Origin of the sequence: Hamadaea tsunoensis DSM 44101 (genome assembly GCF_000428945.1) — a bacterium.
Taxonomy (GTDB): domain Bacteria; phylum Actinomycetota; class Actinomycetes; order Mycobacteriales; family Micromonosporaceae; genus Hamadaea; species Hamadaea tsunoensis.
Genome location: NZ_AUAX01000026.1, coordinates 18773 through 34474 on the forward strand (window position 1 = coordinate 18773; position 15702 = coordinate 34474).

Genomic DNA, 15702 nt, shown 5'->3' on the forward strand with positions numbered 1-15702 from the left:
TCGATCCGGCCAGAGACCTAACCACTGGGTCGATGCGAAGTCAAGCCCTTCCACAGCTGTAACAAGATCGGTAACAGGCGCTATGCTGCGCGACATGTCGAGACCGGCCCGGCGGGTCACCGTGCGCGACATCGCCGCCGAGACCGGCCTGTCGATCGCCACCGTCTCCCGCGTCCTCAATGGACATCCGCACGTGGCCGAGCACACCCGCGACCTCATCCGGCAGGCGGTCGACCGGCTCGGCCCGCACGCCCCGCTGCCGCGTACCGCGCCGCCGCGCGATCCCAGCCCGCCAGCCGTGTTCGTGCGCTGCCCGTACGTGCTGACCGACTACTTCGGACTGATCGTCTCGTCCATCGCCGAAACCCTGCACCTGCACGGGCGGCACATCATCCTCGACGCCGGCCGGATCGCGCAGAACGAGACCGTCCTGCCCACCCTCGCCGACCGCCCCGGCCTCGGCGGCGCCATCCTCATCCTGCCGCCGGAACCCGGTCGCAGCCTCGAAAACCTCCGCGACCGCGGCTTCCCGTTCGTCGTCGTCGACCCGCGTACCACGCCGCCGCGCGACATCCCGGCCGTCTCCGCGGCCCACTTCGCGGGCGCCCGCGCCCTCACCGAACACCTGCTCGAACTCGGGCACCGGCGGATCGGCGTCCTGGCCGGACCGCAGAACTGGCTCGCGGGCAAGGCCCGCCTCGCCGGGCACACCTCAGCCCTCGCCGACATCGGCCTCCTCGCCGACCCCGCCCTGGTCCGCGCCGCCGAACCCACCACCGAATTCGGCCACACCGCCGCCGCGGAACTGCTCGCGCTCCCCGATCCCCCGACCGCCATCGTCGGCTTCAACGACAAGGTCGCGGTCGGGGTCCTCGCCGCCGCGACGGATCGGGGTGTACGCGTACCCGCCGATCTCTCGGTGACCGGCTTCGACGACCTCGACCTGGCCGACGCGACCGGACTCACCACCGTGCGCCAGCCTTTGGAGGAGATGGGACGCATGGCGGTCGGCCTGCTCGTGCGACTCCTGGAGGGGCACCGGCTCGACGCCCTGCACATCGAACTGGCCACCGACCTGGTGATTCGTCAGTCCACAGGAGTGTGCCGGTCATAGCTGGTCGCAGGGCCCAAATCAAAGATCGAATTCTGGTCCCGGGTTCGTCGATCTCACCTCCGCTCCTCGCGCGGGAGACCGTTCCGGCCCCTCCGCCGCGCTCCGGGGCGATCAGCCCCACCGTTCGACCCCGGCTTGGCTGGCCTTTGTCGCGACTGTCCGATATGCGGGCTCGCTGGTGGCTCGAAAACTACATCCCAGCCGCGAACGATCACCGGCGTGCCGGCCCAACCAAACCCCGTATCGGACAGTCGGGACAAAGCCCAGTGGGCCGACCGCGGCCTTGGCATGATCGCGGCGATCCCCTTGATCGCGTAACGCCATTTCGGCAAGAAAGCGCTCTCCTGCCGAAATGGCGTTACATGTTCAAGGCCAGCGGGCCCTCGTTGCCGGAATAGCGTTACTCGATCACGCCGTCGGGGATGCTCCCGCCGCCCACATCGGACAGTCGCGACAAAGTCCGCCCAGGCCGGGCCGAACCGGTCCGAACCAGCCCGTATGCGGGGTGAGACATCCGCTGACCGTGAGGACCCGGACGTTCGCGCGTCGGCCTTGATCATGTAACTCAGCCGGCGATGGTGGCGATGATCTGGTCGCCGTACTTGGCCAGCTTGTTCTCGCCCACTCCGCTGACCGTTCCCAGTGCCGCCAGCGACCCCGGTGCCTCGGTCGCGATCTGGCGCAGGGTCGCGTCGTGGAAGACCACGTACGCCGGGACGCCCTGTTCCTTCGCGGTCGCCGCCCGCCAGGCGCGCAGCTTCTCGAACAGCTCGGCGGCCTCGCCGGACAGGTCAGCCGCCACGGTCGCGGACTTCTTGGCGGTGCCGGAGCCGCCCGACCGGCGTACGCGTTCGGGCTCCTTGCGCATCATGACCTGCCGTTGCCGGCCGAGCACGGCGGAGCTGCCGTCGGTGAGGACGAGGGTGCCGTAGTCGCCCTCGACCGCGAGCAGGCCCTGGGCCAGCAGCTGCCGCACGACCGCGCGCCACTCGGACTCCTGCAGCTCGGTGCCGATGCCGAAGACGCTCAACTCGTCGTGGCGGAACTGCGCGACCTTGTCGGTCTTGCGGCCGAGCAGGATGTCGATGGACTGGCCGGCCCCGAACTTCTGGTTGCGCTCGCGCTGCAGCCGCAGGACGGTCGACAGCAGCTTCTGCGCGGGGACGGTCCCGTCCCAGGACTGCGGCGGTTCGAGGCAGGTGTCGCAGTTGCCGCAGCGGTCACCCTGCTCCCCGAAGTACGCGAGGAGCTGCGACCGGCGGCATTCGGTGGTTTCGCAGAGGGCGAGCATCGCGTCGAGGTGGGCCGCGAGACCCCGGCGGTACGCGGCGTCGCCCTCGGACGTGTCGATCATCTTGCGCTGCTGCACCACGTCCTGCAGCCCGTACGCCAGCCAGGCGGTCGACGGCTGCCCGTCCCGGCCGGCGCGACCGGTCTCCTGGTAGTAGCCCTCGACGGACTTCGGCAGGTCGAGATGGGCGACGAAGCGGACGTCGGGTTTGTCGATGCCCATGCCGAACGCGATCGTGGCGACCATGACCAGGCCGTCCTCGCGCAGGAACCGCCCCTGGTTCCCGGCCCGCGTACGCGCGTCCAGCCCCGCGTGGTACGGCAGCGCGGGGATGCCGTTGTCGACCAGGAAGTCGGCGGTCTTCTCGACCGAGGCCCGGGACAGGCAGTAGACGATCCCCGCGTCGCCCGCGTGCTCCCGGCGGAGGAGGTCCAGCAGCTGCTTGCGCGGCTCGGCCTTGGGCACGATCCGGTACTGGATGTTGGGGCGGTCGAAGCTGGAGACGAACAGCCGCGCCCCGGTCAGGTTCAGCCGGGTCGCGATCTCCTTGCGGGTGGCGGTGGTGGCCGTGGCGGTCAGCGCGATCCGGGGCACGTCCGGCCACTTCTCGTGCAGCACCGACAGGGCCAGGTAGTCGGGGCGGAAGTCGTGGCCCCACTGCGAGACGCAGTGCGCCTCGTCGATCGCGAACAGCGCGATCCGGCCGCGCTCCAGCAGGCGCATCGCGGAACCGCCGCTGAGGGCCTCCGGGGCGAGATACAGCAGGTCGAGCTCGCCGGCGAGGAAGGCCGCCTCGACCTCGCGCCGCGTCTCGAAGTCCTGCGTCGAGTTGAGGAACGCCGCCCGGATGCCCAGTGCGGTCAGCGCGTCGACCTGGTCCTGCATGAGGGCGATGAGCGGGGAGACCACCACGCCGACACCGGGCCGGACCAGGGCCGGGATCTGGTAGCAGAGCGACTTGCCGCCGCCGGTCGGCATGAGCACCAGCGCGTCGCCGCCGGCCACCACGTGGTCGATGATCTCGCTCTGGTCGCCGCGGAAGGAGTCGTAGCCGAAGACCTTGCCGAGTACTTCCAGGGCCTGGCCGGGGTTCGCATCGCTGTCCAGCACCCGTCGATCGTACGGAGGCGGGGCGACAGTCGCCGCCCCGCGTCCCCGTTGTCAGGCGTTCTGAGCTGCTTGCTTGATCAGTTCGGCGATCCGGTCGGCGTCGGCGGCGGTCGGTGTCGTCAGCGCGTACGAGGTCGGCCACATGGCCCCGTCGTCGAGGCCGGCGACGTCGCTGAAGCCGAGGGTCGCGTACCGGGTCTTGAATTTCGAGGCGGGCTGGAAGAAGCAGAGCACCTTGCCGTCCTTCGCGTACGCCGGCTGCCCGTACCAGAGCCGGGGCGTCAACGAAGGCGCGGCGGCGGTGACGATCGCGTGGATCCGTTCGGCCAGCTCCCGGTCGGGGCCGGGGAACTCGGCGATCTTCGCCAGCACCTCCTGTTCCGCTTCGGCGGCCTTGTTCGCGCCGCGCCGGGCGGCGGTCTTGAGCTCCGCCGCGTGGTCCTTCATCGCGGCGCGTTCCTCGGCGGTGAATCCCTCGAAAGTGGTGGTCATCGTCCTGCTCCTGTCGTGAGGGGGCTCACCACGCCTGGCCCGCCTGCTGGCGGGTCGGGGCGTTGAGCCGGTTGAAGGCGTTGGTGACGGCGATGTTGAGCAGCAGCGCCGCCAGCTCGTCGTGGTCGAAGTGCTTCGCGGCCGTGTCCCAGACCTGGTCGGGAACCGGGTCGGCGCTGTCGGCGAGACGCGTGACGGACTCCGTCAGGGCCAGCGCGGCCTGTTCGGCCTCGCTGAACCACGGGGTCTCCCGCCACGCGGGGGTGGCGAAGATCTGCTCGTCGGTCAGGCCGCTCTTGCGGGCCTGCGTCGCGCCGCCCGCGACGCAGGGGGCGCAGCCGTTGATCTGGCTGGCCCGCAGGTGGCTGAGGGCCAGCAGCTTCGGGTCCAGGCCGGTGCGGTGGATCGCCTTCGTGACGCCGATCAGCGCCTGCATCGCGTCCGGGATCAGGGTGGCCGGGTTCGGCATACGCTCGGTGGACATCTCGTACTCCTCTGTCGTGGTGCGGCTTTGTCGTGGTGCGGCTTTGTCGTGGCACGGCGTGTGCCCGTTCATAGGACCAGCGCGGCGGTCCGGTACGCGCCGCCCGTGGGACACCGTGGGACACTCGCCAGCGCCTTGACCTGCGTAAACATGCCGGTGTTCCGGAGTCGCCGGGTGGGACGGGTACCGTGTGGGCCGTGTCGGACGGCCGGGAACGGCTGCTCGCCCAGCTGCTGAGGATCAGGGAGCTGAGCGGGCTCAGCCTGCGTGCCCTCGCCCAGAAGGCCGGGCTGAGCAGCTCGTCGCTCTCCCGTTACCTCACCGGCCGGCTCGTCCCACCGTGGGACGCCGTCGTCGCCCTGTGCCGCGTGGTCGGACGCGATCCGCGGCCGCTGCGCCCACTCTGGGCGGAGGCGAGCCAGACGGCACCGGCGCCCGCGCCGCGCCGCAACGACCTTCCGGCGGACGTCGCCGACTTCACCGCGCGCGAGCGGGAGATCGCCCGGGCCGAGGAGCTCGTTCGGAACTCCGGGGCGGTCGCGGTCGACGGAATGGCGGGCGTAGGCAAGACCGCGCTGGCGGTGCACGTCGCCCACCGGCTGGCGGCGGCGTACCCGGACGGCGGGATCTATCTCGACCTGCACGGGTTCACCCCGGGACACGATCCGCTGGAACCCGCGACGGCCCTCGCGCGGCTGCTGGCGGCGCTCGGCGTGGACCGGCTGCCCGGCGATCCCGCCGACCGCGCCGCCCTGTGGCGTTCGGAGCTGTCCGGCCGGCGCGCCCTGATCGTGCTGGACAACGCGGCCGACGCCGGTCAGGTCCGTCCCCTGCTGCCGGGCGCCGGCAAGTCCGCGGTCATCGTCACGAGCCGCAACCGCCTGGTGAGCCTGGACACCGTGCCGCCGTTGTCACTCGCACCGCTGTCCGCGGAGGACTCCGTGGCACTGTTCGGCCGGGCCGCCGGGGTCGCGCCGGCCGCCGACGACGCCATCGCCCAGGTACTCGGGCAGTGCGGCGGACTCCCGCTCGCCCTGCGTATGGCGGGCGCCCGGCTCCGGCACCGTCCCGGATGGACGGTCGCGGTACTCGCCGAGCGACTCCGGGACACACCGGGCCGCTTCGACGCCGTCTTCGGCATGTCCCTGCACCAGCTGGACACCGAGCAACGGCGTACGTTCCGGCTGCTGGGGGTCGTCCCCGGGGAGGACTTCGACGCGGCGGTCGTGGCGGCGCTCACCGGCCTACCGCCGGGCCGCGTCGGCGAGGTGCTGGACGAACTGGTGGACGCCCACCTCGTCCAGGAACCCTCCCCCGGGCGCTTCCGCCAGCACGACCTGATCCGCCGGTACGCGTCGGACCTCGCCGCCGACGAGGAGCCCCAGCGGGAGGCGGCCGTACGCCGGGTGCTGGACCACTACGTCGGACGCGCCGTCGCGTACGACCGGATGCTGCCCTTCGTGGAGCGCGACCGGCCGGCCGAGGGCGACCCGGCGACGGCGATGGCCTGGTTCGACGCGGAGTACGCGAACCTGCTCTCCTGCTTCGAGGCGGCGCTGCGGACCGGCGCGGACGACGTCGTGACCGCGCTGCCGCCGGCGATGCTGGCCTGGTTCTTCCGGCGGCGCGGGACCGACGAGAAGGTCAGGCTGTTCGAGGCGGCGGTGGCCGCGGCCGAGCGGCTCGGCGACCGGCCGCGGCGGGCGGCCCTGCTGACCGATCTCGGCTTCGCGCTGGCCGCCGCGGGCCGCCCGGCGGACGCGCTCGCGACCTATGAGCGGGCGCAGGCCGCGGGCCCGGAACGACCCGATCTGGCGTTGCGCATCGGCTATCTACGGCTGGACCTCGGCGAGCTGGCCGAGGCACGGACCCAGTTCCGTCGCGCGCGGGCGCTGTTCGCCGAGGCCGGGCACCGGGCCGGGCAGTCGCAGGCGCTGGCCTTCGACGGCTGGGCGACGCTGCATCTCGGCGAGGACGCCGAGGCCGCCGGGCTGGCGCGGGAGTCGATCGCGCTGGCCGACGGGCCGCCGCAGATCACCGGCCTGGTCACGCTCGGCGTCGCGCTCGCCGGAACGCAACCGGCCGAGGCGCTGGCGGTCCTGGGCGACGCCCTGCGGCTGGCCGAGGCCGACGACCACCTGCACAACCAGGCGTGGTGCCACAACTACCTCGGCGTCGCGCTGCGGATCATCGGCGAGCCCGGCCCGGCGCTGGCGCACCACCGGCGGGCGTTCGAGCTGATCGACCTGCTCGGCGAGCCGCAATGGGAGATCGACTTCCTGGCCACGTACGCCGAGACCCAGCGCGTCGCCGGCCACCCCGACGAGGCCCGGGCCCTGTACGCGCGCATGATCGAACTTGCCCGCGACCTCGGCCGCCCCTTCGACGAGCAGCGGGCCCGGGACGCGTACGAAGCGGTTGTCCCCGACGGCCGTCCCCGTTCGTCGGAATGATGGTTCGTCGGAATGATGGAACCGAGGAAGCGGAGGTCGCCCATGCAGTACGCCCTGATGGTCTACAACGACCCGGCCGAGCGGGACAAGGTGCCGCCGGCCGAGTTCGAGGCCGCGTACGCCGAGTACCAGGCCCTCGAACTCGATCGGCGATGCGTGGCCGCCGCCCAGCTCCAACCGGCCGAGACCGCCACCTCGGTACGCGTACGCGGTGGCCGGACCCTGGTGACCGACGGCCCGTTCGCCGACACCAAGGAGGTGCTCGGCGGGCTCTGCCTCATCGAGGCCGCGAACCTGGACGAGGCGCTGGAAATGGCCGCCGCCATCCCCGCCGCCCGCTACGGCGGCGTGGTGGAGGTCTGGCCGGTGGTGCCGCGCTGAGCACGCTGGAGGAGATCTTCCGGGACGAGTGGGGCCGGGTGCTGGCCTCGCTGGTCGGGTACCTCGGCGACTTCGACCGGGCCGAGGAGGCGGCACAGGAGGCGTTCGCGATCGCGGCGCAGCGCTGGCCGTCCGCGGGTACGCCGCCCAACCCGGGCGCGTGGCTGGTCACGACCGCCCGCAACCGGGCGATCGACCGCATCCGCCGGGAGCGGACCCTCGCCCAGAAGATCCACCTGCTACCGGTGCCCGAGGCCACGATGGACGAATTCGACGAGATCCTCGACGACGCCGTGATCAAGGACGAACGGCTGGAACTGATCTTCACCTGCTGCCATCCGGCGCTGGCCCTGGACGGGCAGGTGGCGCTGACCCTGAGAGCCCTCGGCGGCCTGGAGACGGCCGAGATCGCCCGGGCCTTCCTGGTCTCCGAGGAGACGATGAAGCGGCGCATCACCCGGGCCAAGAACAAGATCAGGGCGACCGGCATCCCGTTCGGCGTACCCGGCGCCCAGGTGCTGCCCGACCGGGTGGACGCCGTGCTCGCCGTGCTCTACCTGATCTTCAACGAGGGCTACCGCGGCCGCGTCGACCTCGGGGCCGAGGCGATCCGGCTGGGCCGCGTCCTCGTGGGGCTGCTGCCGGACCAGCCGGAACCGCTCGGGCTGCTGGCCCTCATGACCATCCACCACGCCCGCCGCCGGGCCCGCTTCGCCGGCGACGACCTCGTGCTGCTCGAAGACCAGGACCGCACGCTCTGGGACGCCGAGCTCCTCGCCGAGGGCCGGGCCGCGCTCGACCACGCGTCCGGGCTGGGCGGGCGGGGGGCGTACGTGCTGCAGGCCGCGATCGCCTCGCTCCAGACGCGCGACGAGGTCGACTGGGCCCGGATCGCCGAACTCTACGGCCGGCTCGCCGAGGTCACCGGCTCACCCGTGGTCGAGCTCAACCGCGCCGCCGCCGTCGCGCTGGCCGGCGACCCGGCCGGTGCCCTGGCCGCCGTCGACCGCCTCGACCTCGACGGCTACCTCTACTTCCACTCCACCCGCGGCGAGCTCCTGCGCCGTCTCGGTCGGCTCGAAGAAGCCCAGGCGGCGTACGCGCAGGCGCTCGACCTGGCCACGACGACCCCGGAACGGCGATTCCTGAGCCGGCGACTGGAAGATCACTGACGGCGGCTGTCCCCCGGCCTGTCCGCCGTTCGTGGCCTGGGCATGAACGACGACAACACCAAGGTCTTCATCCGTATCCACCAGGCCATCGAGACCCGCGACCAGGCCGCCATCGAGAAGGCGATCGACGAGGTCATCGCCCCGGACGTCATCTTCCACGCCCCGATGCCGTCGGGGATGAGCGGCGTACAGGCGATGAAGAACGTGTGGATCGTGCTGCTGCGCGCCTTCCCCGACATCCGCGTCACGATCGAGGACATCATTGCCGAGGGCGACAAGGTCGCGTACCGGAGCCGGGTCACCGGCACCCACCTGGGCGAGTACCGCGGCGCGGAACCGACCGGGCGGCGCGTCGCGTACGACGAGATGTTCATCGTCCGGTACGCGGACGGGCTCGCCGCGGAGATCTGGGGCGTCGTGGACGTGTACGCGCAGCTGCGGCAGATCGGGCTGGCCGAATGAACATCGCGCTCTGGATTCTTCAGGCAGTACTCGCGATCATGTTCGGCCTGTCCGGGCTGGGCAAGCTGTTCCAGCCTCGGACCCGCCTCGCGGCCCAGTACCCGTGGATGACGGACTTCTCCGACAACACGGTGAAATTCATCGGCCTGATGGAGGTGCTCGGGGCGGTCGGTTTGATCCTCCCCGGGGCGACCGGGATCGTCCCGGTCCTGACGGCGGTGGCGGCGGCTGGCCTGGCGCTGATGATGCTGCTGGGCGTGCTGCTCCACATCCGCCGCAAGGAGACGCGCGGCGTGGTGGTGGCCGGGATCCTGCTGATCCTGGCCGCAGTCGTCGCCTGGGGACGGTTCGGCCCGTACGCCTGGTAGATCGCCCGTACTTCCGGTGGATCACATGAAGAAGCGCCCCACCCGAGCGGGTGGGGCGCTGATCTTCGGTGGAGGTGCGGGGAATCGAACCCCGGTCCCTCGCCGGTTTGGCAGGACTTCTCCGAGCGCAGCTCGCTGTGCCTCTCTCGGCCCCACCGATCACGCGAGCGAGTCGGTGTGACGGGCCCAGTCGCGATTGATCTCACCGCCCCAGCCCCGCGACAGGACCGGATTGGCCAGCCTACTTACTGATGCCGGTTATTGGACCGTAGGCACGTCCAGACCGACAGACCCACTACTCGCCTCAGGCGGCGAGAGCGAGGTCAGCGCGCTTAACGTTGGCGCTTATTGGTTTTCGACGACGATTTACGAGACGACGTCGACTTCCTCGGCTCGCTTCCCCTACCGCAACGTACGCGGTCGAAACCTGTCACCCCCGAAGGAGGCCGCCCGGAGTGGACGACTCGTCAAGGTTAACGTCTCGAGCGGCCCTTCGTCATCCGGGATACCCCTGTGACTCACCTGACAGCCACTGATATCACGAGCTAGCATGAGGTCGTGGGGAACGTGAAGAAGATGCTGCCCGTGCGGTTCGAGGAGTCCGAGATCGAGGAGATCCGGGCCCAGGCCGAGAGCGAGGGCCGCACTCTTCAGGAATACGCGCACGACACCCTCATGGAGGCCGTGTCCGCGCGGGCCCACCGCCGGCGGGACACGCTGGATCGCGTCCTGCGGATCAGCGAGGGTCTGAACCGGCGCCTCGCCCAGTAATCATGATCGACTACCTGTCCGTCGAGGACCTGCTCATGGTCGCCGACCGGGTCGCCCCCGGCACCGGCGTACGCGATGCCGGCCTGCTCGCCTCGGCCGCCGCGCGGCCGCGTACGTCGCTGTTCGGGCAGGACGCCTATCCGGACGTGTGGACGAAGGCGGCCGCCCTGATGGAGTCGCTCGGCCGCAATCACGCGCTGATCGACGGCAACAAGCGGCTGGCGTGGACGGCGACCTGGTTCTTCCTCGGCATCAACGGCCATCCGCTCGGGGAGGCGCTCGACGAGGACGCGGCCGAGGCCTTCGTGATCTCGGTGGTGACCGGCGAGCTGGACCTGGCCGCGATCGCCGCCGGGCTCCAGCGGTTCGCCGAGCCCGCGCCGTGAACCGCACCGACCGGCTGTACGCGCTGGTCGAAGAGCTGCGCGCGGTGTCGCCCCGGCCCCGCAGCGCCCGCTGGCTGGCGGCGCGCTTCGAGGTCAGCGCCCGGACCGTCGAGCGGGACCTGTCCGCGCTGCAGCAGGCCGGCGTACCGATCTATGCCGAACCCGGCCGAGCGGGCGGCTACGTGCTGGACAAGGCGCAGACGCTGCCCCCGCTGACGGTCACCCCGGCCGAGGCGACCGCCCTCGCCGTGGCGCTGCGCGGCCTGGCCGGCACCCCGTTCGCCGAGGCCGCCCGCACGGCCCTGGACAAGGTACGCGCGGTCATGCCGCCCACCCTGCGCGAAGCGGCCGACGAGCGGGCCCGGCGCATCGTCTTCGTCCGCGAGCCGTTGCCGCCTTCCGTGCCGGAGGCGCTGCGCGACGCGCTGGACGAGCACCGGGTGCTGCGGATCGCGTACACGGACAGTGCGGGCAGGAGCACGACGCGCCTGGTGGAACCGTTGGGGTTCCTGGGCGCGCGGGCCTGGTACCTGCTCGGCTGGTGCCGGCTGCGCGACGGTGTGCGGGGCTTCCGGCTGGACCGGATCGCGCGGGCCGAGGCCACCGACGAGGCCGCGCCGGTACGCGACATCGACCTCGCCGAGATCGAGGCCCTCGGTCTGGAGCTGGATGTGATGGCGAACACCGACAGGACGGTGTCGCGCTAGCCCCCGAGGCTTACCGGCATGACGAACGAACACATGACCGCCGAGCACATGACCGCCGAGCACATGACGAACGAGGAACTGTGGGACGGCTGGGCCGCCCTCTGGAACGGCGACCTCGCGCTCGGCGCGAAGATCTTCACCCCGGAGTTCCGGGTCCGCTTCGGCCGTGAGGTGCCCGGTGCCGACCAGGTACGCGACGGCCTGGCGATGGCGGAACTCATCGGCGGTTTCCGGGCCGGTTTCGCCCATCTGCGCTATGGAACCGAGATCGGCCCGTTCGGCGACGGCGAGTTCCTCGCGGCCCGCTGGTACGCCGACGGCACCGACGAGACCGGAAGCTGGCGCGCCCACGGGCACGACGTGCTGCGCATCGTGGACGGCCGCATCGCCGAAGCCTGGTCGATCACCGCGCCGCTGCGCACCACCGCCTGACGGCTACCGTGGGGGCGTGCGCGTCTCGGACATCCCCATGCCCCCACTGGTCGCCGCCCGCCCCCGCGACGAGCGCGGCTACCCCGTCCTCGCGATCACGCCGTGGGTGGACGGCGTTCCCCGCTTCGCGAGCACCGGCACCGCGCGTACCTTCATCTGCGCTGTGGAAAGGCTCTGCTCCATCTGCGGTACGCCGATGGCGCCCGGCCCGGTCTGGCGGGTGGTCGCCGGGGCGGAGGCCGACGCGATCGAGGCGGCCGGGCCCGGCTTCCGCAACGCGGCGCCGACCGTCGAGGCCCCGGGCCACCGCTCCTGCATGTTGTACGCCGCCGTGACCTGCCCGTATCTGGCCCGGCCGACGGCTCGCCGGGGTGCCGACGCGTCGGTCGTCGAAGCGGCCAGAGGCGACAAGCGCGGGCTCGGCGGGGCGGTCGTCGGCTTCGCCGAGATGGACCACCGGTACGCCGACGTCATGATGTTTCGGTTCGGCAAAGTTGTCGAGTTTCTGCGCCACGAGAACGGCGAGGAGCAGCTACCGCGCTTGATCGCCGCGGTCGCCGGGGAGTCCACGCAGGTCACGCCATGTCCGGCCTACCTGCTGTCCGATGAGGAAGCCGCCGACGCGCGGTTCGCGTCCTACCTCACATCCTGAGATCCTGCCGACGGTTGCGGATCTCCGCTACCTTCGTGCCACTGCGTCACCTCCTCACAGGATTCTCGGAGCACTCAAGATGCGTACCCAGCTCGCGCGCCAGCGGGCCGCGACCACCGCCGTAGTCGTGGCATCGGCCGCCGTCCTCGCGGCATGCAACCCCTCCACCCCGTCGGCGTCCTCGAGCCCGTCCGCGGGCGCCTCGCCGGCCGTCGCGTACGCCGCCGGCGATCTGCTGCTGTCGGACGGCACCGCCAACGTGCGCATCGGCACCCGGACGGTGACCTTCCCGTCGACGGTCACCGACGCCGTGTGGTCGCCCGACGGCAGCCGCATCGCGTACATCGACGGGGACGGCAACGTCGCGACCGCCCGGCCGGACGGCACCGGCGTCCTCGTCCTGACCGAGAAGAAGGACGGCGTCACGCGCTCGCACCCGGCCTGGTTCTCGGGCTCGGTGCTGTTCACGGAGAAGACGGCCAAGGCCGTCAACGTCATGCAGACCTCCGCCAACGGCCACACCGACCGCTGGCGCGACACCGCCGTCTACAACGGCGTACTGGGCTCGGACTCGCCCGAGTCGGGCAACTCCTCGCCGAGCGCGATGAGCAACACCGGCCTGTTCGCGGGCACCGGCGAGATCGCGTTCCAGCACGCCGGGTCGAAGGGCCCCGAGGTGTGGGTGCTCGACGTCAACCAGCGCGAGCCGTGGGGCCTCAAGGCCGCCGACGGCACCGAGCCCGCCGTCTCGCCGGACGGCAAGGCCGTCGCGTACGTGGCGAAGAACGGGCAGATCTCGGTCATCGCCAACCAGGACAAGGCCAAGCCGACCCAGATCTCCTTCGGCGCCGCGTCCCCGACGCACCTCACCTGGACGCCGGACGGCAAGTCGATCGCGTACGCGACCAAGACCGGTGTCGAGAGCATCGCCGCGAAGATCCCGGCCGGGGCCAAGGAGAACAAGCCGCAGTCGGTCGCGTCCACGCCGGGCGTGCCCAGCTTCCTGCCCGCCGCCGTCGACCGCGTCGACCGCGTCACCGGCGCGGACCCGGTGGCCCTTTCGATCTCGGCCTCGCAGGCGCGCTGGCCCAAGGTCACCGAGTTCATGCAGACCCAGGACACCCGGCCGGCCGGCAGCGTCGTCATCGCCTCCGCGGCCAAGCCCGAGCTGGCCCTGGCCGCCGCCCAGCTCACCGGCGCGGCGCACGGCCCGCTGCTGCTCACCTCGGGCACCACGCTCGACGCCGCGGTCAAGGCCGAGCTGCAGCGCGTACTCGGGAAGGTGAAGGACGCGTACGGTCAGCCCACGATCTTCGTGGTCGGCGGCACCGACGTGCTCTCGGCGCAGGTGGACAAGGACCTGAAGGCGCTGCACTACCAGGTCCAGCGGGTGTCGGGGAAGGATGCCGCGGCGCTGGCTGCCGCGGCCGCGACCGCGAGCGTCCCGGCGGAGAGCGCCGCCGCGGTGGCCGTGGTCTCCTCCGACGACACCGCCGCCATCGCCGAGGCCTCCACTCTGGAGGGTGTCACCGTCCTGTACGCGAACGGCGCGACCCTGCCCGACGCGGCGCAGAAGTACCTCAACAAGCTGTACGCCGACGGCGTGGTCTACCCGATCGGCGACAAGGCGCAGCAGGCCGTCGCCGCGACCTGGCCGGGCAAGAACGCCAAGCTGAAGGTGAAGCCGCTGACCGGGGGCTCCCTGGCGACGGTGGTGGCCACGACGTTCACGGCCAGCCCCGACGTCGCGGTCCTGGTGGACCCGGCCGACCAGCTCACCGCGGCGATCGCGGCCTCGCTGGCCCACGGGTTCGGCTCGGCGGTCGTGCCGGTGTCGTCGGGCAAGGTGGACGCCGACGCCCAGCAGTGGCTGCAGGACTCGTCCGCGTCGGTCGACACCGTCCTGCTCGTCGGCGCCGTGGCGCAGGCGGGGGTGGACGCGCAGGTCGGCGGCTGGACGGCGGGCCCCCTCGGGTACGCCACCGGCGAGAACCCGGTCGCCAAGATGTAGTTCGTCCGATCGCGTGGGGACGCCCGTGGGCCTGGTGGTCCACGGGCGTTTTCGTGATCGGGATCCGGCCGGCCGCATCACCGGCCACACGGTCGGCCGAGGTTGTCGTGCCGGCCCTCTGGACAGGGCCTTCTCCGCGGGCGCACCATCGAGGGACGGACAATGCCCCTCTCTGGCCGGAGGTGCGCGATGGATCTTCCGCACGCGATCCGTGGTCTCGCCCGCACGGTGGCACTGCCGCCCGCCGGGCCGCACTGGGAGAAGTCCCTGTCCGACAGCCTGCGTGCGCTCCGTGAGGAGATGAGCGAGCACGTCCGCGCGACCGAAGGCCCCGCCGGCACCTACGCGAGGCTGCTGCGCGACGCGCCCCGCCTCGAACCCGGCATCCGGGCCCTGGTCGACGACCACCGAGCCATCCTCGCCGCCCTCGACGCGCCGCCGTCGGCCGTCGTGGACCTCGAACGGTGGCGCGACTGGGCGGCCTGCCTCCTGGCGGACGTCAGCTCGCACCGGCAGCGCGGAGCGAATCTCGTCTACGAGGCGTACCTGATCGACATCGGCGAACCGGGCTGACTCAGGGCAGCTCGATCGGCAGCGCCAGTCCGTCCAAACTGGACGAACAGGGGCACGTACGCGTCTCCGGCAACCGACCGATCGCGGCGAGCAGGAGCGCGCGGAGGCGTTCGGTGTTCTCCCCGAACACGCGGAACACTTCTTCCTGCGTCACGCCGTGATCGCCCTCGACGCCGGCGTCCAGATCGGTGACGAGCGCGATCGACGTGTAGCAGAGCCCCAGTTCCCGGGCCAGCGTCGCCTCCGGCTCACCGGTCATGTTCACCACCGCCCCACCGGCCGCGGTGTAGCTGCGGGACTCGGCCCGGCTGGAGAAACGCGGCCCCTCGATGACGACCATGGTCCCGCCGTCCACGATCTCCTGCCCCTGCTCGGCAGCGGTCACCCGGACCGCGTCCCGCCCGGCCGGGCAGTAGGGGTCGGCGTACGTCAGATGGACGGCACCGGTGTCGTAGAAGGTGCGTACGCGCGACGTCGTCCGGTCCAGAACCTGGTCCGGCAGCACGAAAGTGCCCGGCCCCAGCTCCGGTCGCAGGCCGCCGACGGCACAGGGCGCGAGGATCTGGCGTACGCCCAGCGACCGCAGCGCCCAGAGGTTGGCGCGATAGTTGATCCGATGCGGCGGAAATCGATGATCTCTTCCATGCCGGGGCAGGAACGCCACGTCACGACCACCCACCGTGGCCATGGTGACCACGTCCGAGGGGTCGCCGAAGGGTGTGTCGACTTTCTGCTCGACCGCGTCCTCCAACAGCGCATAGAGTCCCGATCCACCGATCACTGCGAGGTCTGCGCTGCGGCTCATGAAGCAGACCTTATCGGCAGCGGGTGAGGACGGATATG

17 protein-coding genes and 1 other RNA gene are annotated in these 15702 nt (G+C 71.5%); 13 read left to right on the forward strand and 5 right to left on the reverse strand.

The window, feature by feature from the left end:
• The first annotated feature begins 94 nt into the window (after nt 1–94).
• Complete coding sequence (locus G401_RS0130530) at nt 95–1114, forward strand: LacI family DNA-binding transcriptional regulator (protein WP_027345474.1); 1020 nt, start codon at nt 95–97, stop codon at nt 1112–1114.
• Between the two features lie 565 nt (nt 1115–1679).
• Here G401_RS0130530 and recQ read toward each other — a convergent pair.
• From recQ to G401_RS0130545, 3 genes are read right to left on the reverse strand one after another with little or no spacing between them, the layout of a single operon-like run.
• Nucleotides 1680–3515 carry a DNA helicase RecQ gene (gene recQ / locus G401_RS0130535; RefSeq protein WP_027345475.1) on the reverse strand — a complete coding sequence of 612 codons (1836 nt, stop codon included), beginning with the start codon at nt 3513–3515 and terminating at the stop codon, nt 1680–1682.
• 51 nt (nt 3516–3566) lie between these two features.
• Nucleotides 3567–4007 carry an iron chaperone gene (locus G401_RS0130540; RefSeq protein WP_027345476.1) on the reverse strand — a complete coding sequence of 147 codons (441 nt, stop codon included), beginning with the start codon at nt 4005–4007 and terminating at the stop codon, nt 3567–3569.
• A gap of 25 nt (nt 4008–4032) precedes the next feature.
• Nucleotides 4033–4491, reverse strand: coding sequence for a carboxymuconolactone decarboxylase family protein (locus G401_RS0130545; protein WP_027345477.1), 459 nt, complete (start codon nt 4489–4491; stop codon nt 4033–4035).
• Nucleotides 4492–4688: 197 nt separating this feature from the next.
• Here G401_RS0130545 and G401_RS49525 point away from each other — a divergent pair, with 197 nt between their 5' ends.
• The 5 genes from G401_RS49525 to G401_RS0130570 are packed head-to-tail and all read left to right on the forward strand — an operon-like array spanning nt 4689 to nt 9327.
• Nucleotides 4689–6944, forward strand: coding sequence for an ATP-binding protein (locus tag G401_RS49525; RefSeq protein WP_034593664.1), 2256 nt, complete (start codon nt 4689–4691; stop codon nt 6942–6944).
• Between the two features lie 42 nt (nt 6945–6986).
• Nucleotides 6987–7325: a YciI family protein gene (locus G401_RS57960; protein WP_027345478.1), complete on the forward strand. Its 339-nt coding sequence runs from the start codon at nt 6987–6989 to the stop codon at nt 7323–7325.
• A 38-nt stretch (nt 7326–7363) separates the two neighbouring features.
• The gene (locus G401_RS0130560) at nt 7364–8497 is read left to right on the forward strand and encodes an RNA polymerase sigma factor (RefSeq protein WP_245601894.1); all 1134 of its coding nucleotides are present in this window, start codon (nt 7364–7366) and stop codon (nt 8495–8497) included.
• A gap of 42 nt (nt 8498–8539) precedes the next feature.
• Nucleotides 8540–8959 (forward strand): ester cyclase, encoded by a 420-nt coding sequence (locus tag G401_RS0130565; protein ID WP_027345480.1) that lies wholly within the window; start codon nt 8540–8542, stop codon nt 8957–8959.
• Nucleotides 8956–9327 (forward strand): DoxX family protein, encoded by a 372-nt coding sequence (locus G401_RS0130570; protein WP_027345481.1) that lies wholly within the window; start codon nt 8956–8958, stop codon nt 9325–9327. The genes G401_RS0130565 and G401_RS0130570 overlap by 4 nt, the downstream gene beginning before the upstream one ends.
• 66 nt (nt 9328–9393) lie before the next feature.
• On the opposite strand, the gene ssrA is transcribed toward G401_RS0130570, so the two are convergent.
• Nucleotides 9394–9765: a transfer-messenger RNA gene (gene ssrA / locus G401_RS54205) on the reverse strand.
• Between the two features lie 120 nt (nt 9766–9885).
• On the opposite strand from ssrA, the gene G401_RS0130575 reads away from it, so the two are divergent.
• The 7 genes from G401_RS0130575 (at nt 9886) to G401_RS49540 (ending at nt 14859) form a co-directional block, all read left to right on the forward strand.
• On the forward strand, nt 9886–10098 hold the full coding sequence (locus G401_RS0130575) for a hypothetical protein (protein WP_027345482.1): 213 nt from the start codon (nt 9886–9888) through the stop codon (nt 10096–10098).
• 2 nt (nt 10099–10100) lie between these two features.
• Nucleotides 10101–10484, forward strand: coding sequence for a type II toxin-antitoxin system death-on-curing family toxin (locus G401_RS0130580; RefSeq protein WP_211240887.1), 384 nt, complete (start codon nt 10101–10103; stop codon nt 10482–10484).
• Nucleotides 10481–11191, forward strand: coding sequence for a helix-turn-helix transcriptional regulator (locus G401_RS49530; protein WP_034593649.1), 711 nt, complete (start codon nt 10481–10483; stop codon nt 11189–11191). The genes G401_RS0130580 and G401_RS49530 overlap by 4 nt, the downstream gene beginning before the upstream one ends.
• A gap of 18 nt (nt 11192–11209) precedes the next feature.
• Entirely contained in the window at nt 11210–11623 is a 414-nt protein-coding gene (locus G401_RS0130590) for a nuclear transport factor 2 family protein (RefSeq protein WP_051367374.1), read from the forward strand.
• A gap of 16 nt (nt 11624–11639) precedes the next feature.
• Nucleotides 11640–12275, forward strand: coding sequence for a hypothetical protein (locus tag G401_RS49535; protein WP_064741891.1), 636 nt, complete (start codon nt 11640–11642; stop codon nt 12273–12275).
• A 79-nt stretch (nt 12276–12354) separates the two neighbouring features.
• The gene (locus G401_RS0130600; protein ID WP_027345485.1) at nt 12355–14286 is read left to right on the forward strand and encodes a cell wall-binding repeat-containing protein; all 1932 of its coding nucleotides are present in this window, start codon (nt 12355–12357) and stop codon (nt 14284–14286) included.
• Between the two features lie 189 nt (nt 14287–14475).
• Complete coding sequence (locus G401_RS49540; RefSeq protein WP_051367375.1) at nt 14476–14859, forward strand: hypothetical protein; 384 nt, start codon at nt 14476–14478, stop codon at nt 14857–14859.
• Nucleotide 14860: 1 nt separating this feature from the next.
• On the opposite strand, the gene G401_RS0130610 is transcribed toward G401_RS49540, so the two are convergent.
• Nucleotides 14861–15664: an S-methyl-5'-thioadenosine phosphorylase gene (locus G401_RS0130610; RefSeq protein WP_027345486.1), complete on the reverse strand. Its 804-nt coding sequence runs from the start codon at nt 15662–15664 to the stop codon at nt 14861–14863.
• Nucleotides 15665–15702: the final 38 nt, after the last annotated feature.

Coding starts and splice junctions, on each gene's coding strand:
- G401_RS0130530 (WP_027345474.1), top strand. CDS start 95: ATGTCGAGACCGGCCCGGCGGGTCACCGTGCGCGACATCGCCGCCGAG.
- G401_RS0130540 (WP_027345476.1), bottom strand. CDS start 4,007: ATGACCACCACTTTCGAGGGATTCACCGCCGAGGAACGCGCCGCGATG.
- G401_RS0130545 (WP_027345477.1), bottom strand. CDS start 4,491: ATGTCCACCGAGCGTATGCCGAACCCGGCCACCCTGATCCCGGACGCG.
- G401_RS57960 (WP_027345478.1), top strand. CDS start 6,987: ATGCAGTACGCCCTGATGGTCTACAACGACCCGGCCGAGCGGGACAAG.
- G401_RS0130565 (WP_027345480.1), top strand. CDS start 8,540: ATGAACGACGACAACACCAAGGTCTTCATCCGTATCCACCAGGCCATC.
- G401_RS0130570 (WP_027345481.1), top strand. CDS start 8,956: ATGAACATCGCGCTCTGGATTCTTCAGGCAGTACTCGCGATCATGTTC.
- G401_RS0130580 (WP_211240887.1), top strand. CDS start 10,101: ATGATCGACTACCTGTCCGTCGAGGACCTGCTCATGGTCGCCGACCGG.
- G401_RS0130590 (WP_051367374.1), top strand. CDS start 11,210: ATGACGAACGAACACATGACCGCCGAGCACATGACCGCCGAGCACATG.
- G401_RS0130600 (WP_027345485.1), top strand. CDS start 12,355: ATGCGTACCCAGCTCGCGCGCCAGCGGGCCGCGACCACCGCCGTAGTC.
- G401_RS49540 (WP_051367375.1), top strand. CDS start 14,476: ATGGATCTTCCGCACGCGATCCGTGGTCTCGCCCGCACGGTGGCACTG.
- G401_RS0130610 (WP_027345486.1), bottom strand. CDS start 15,664: ATGAGCCGCAGCGCAGACCTCGCAGTGATCGGTGGATCGGGACTCTAT.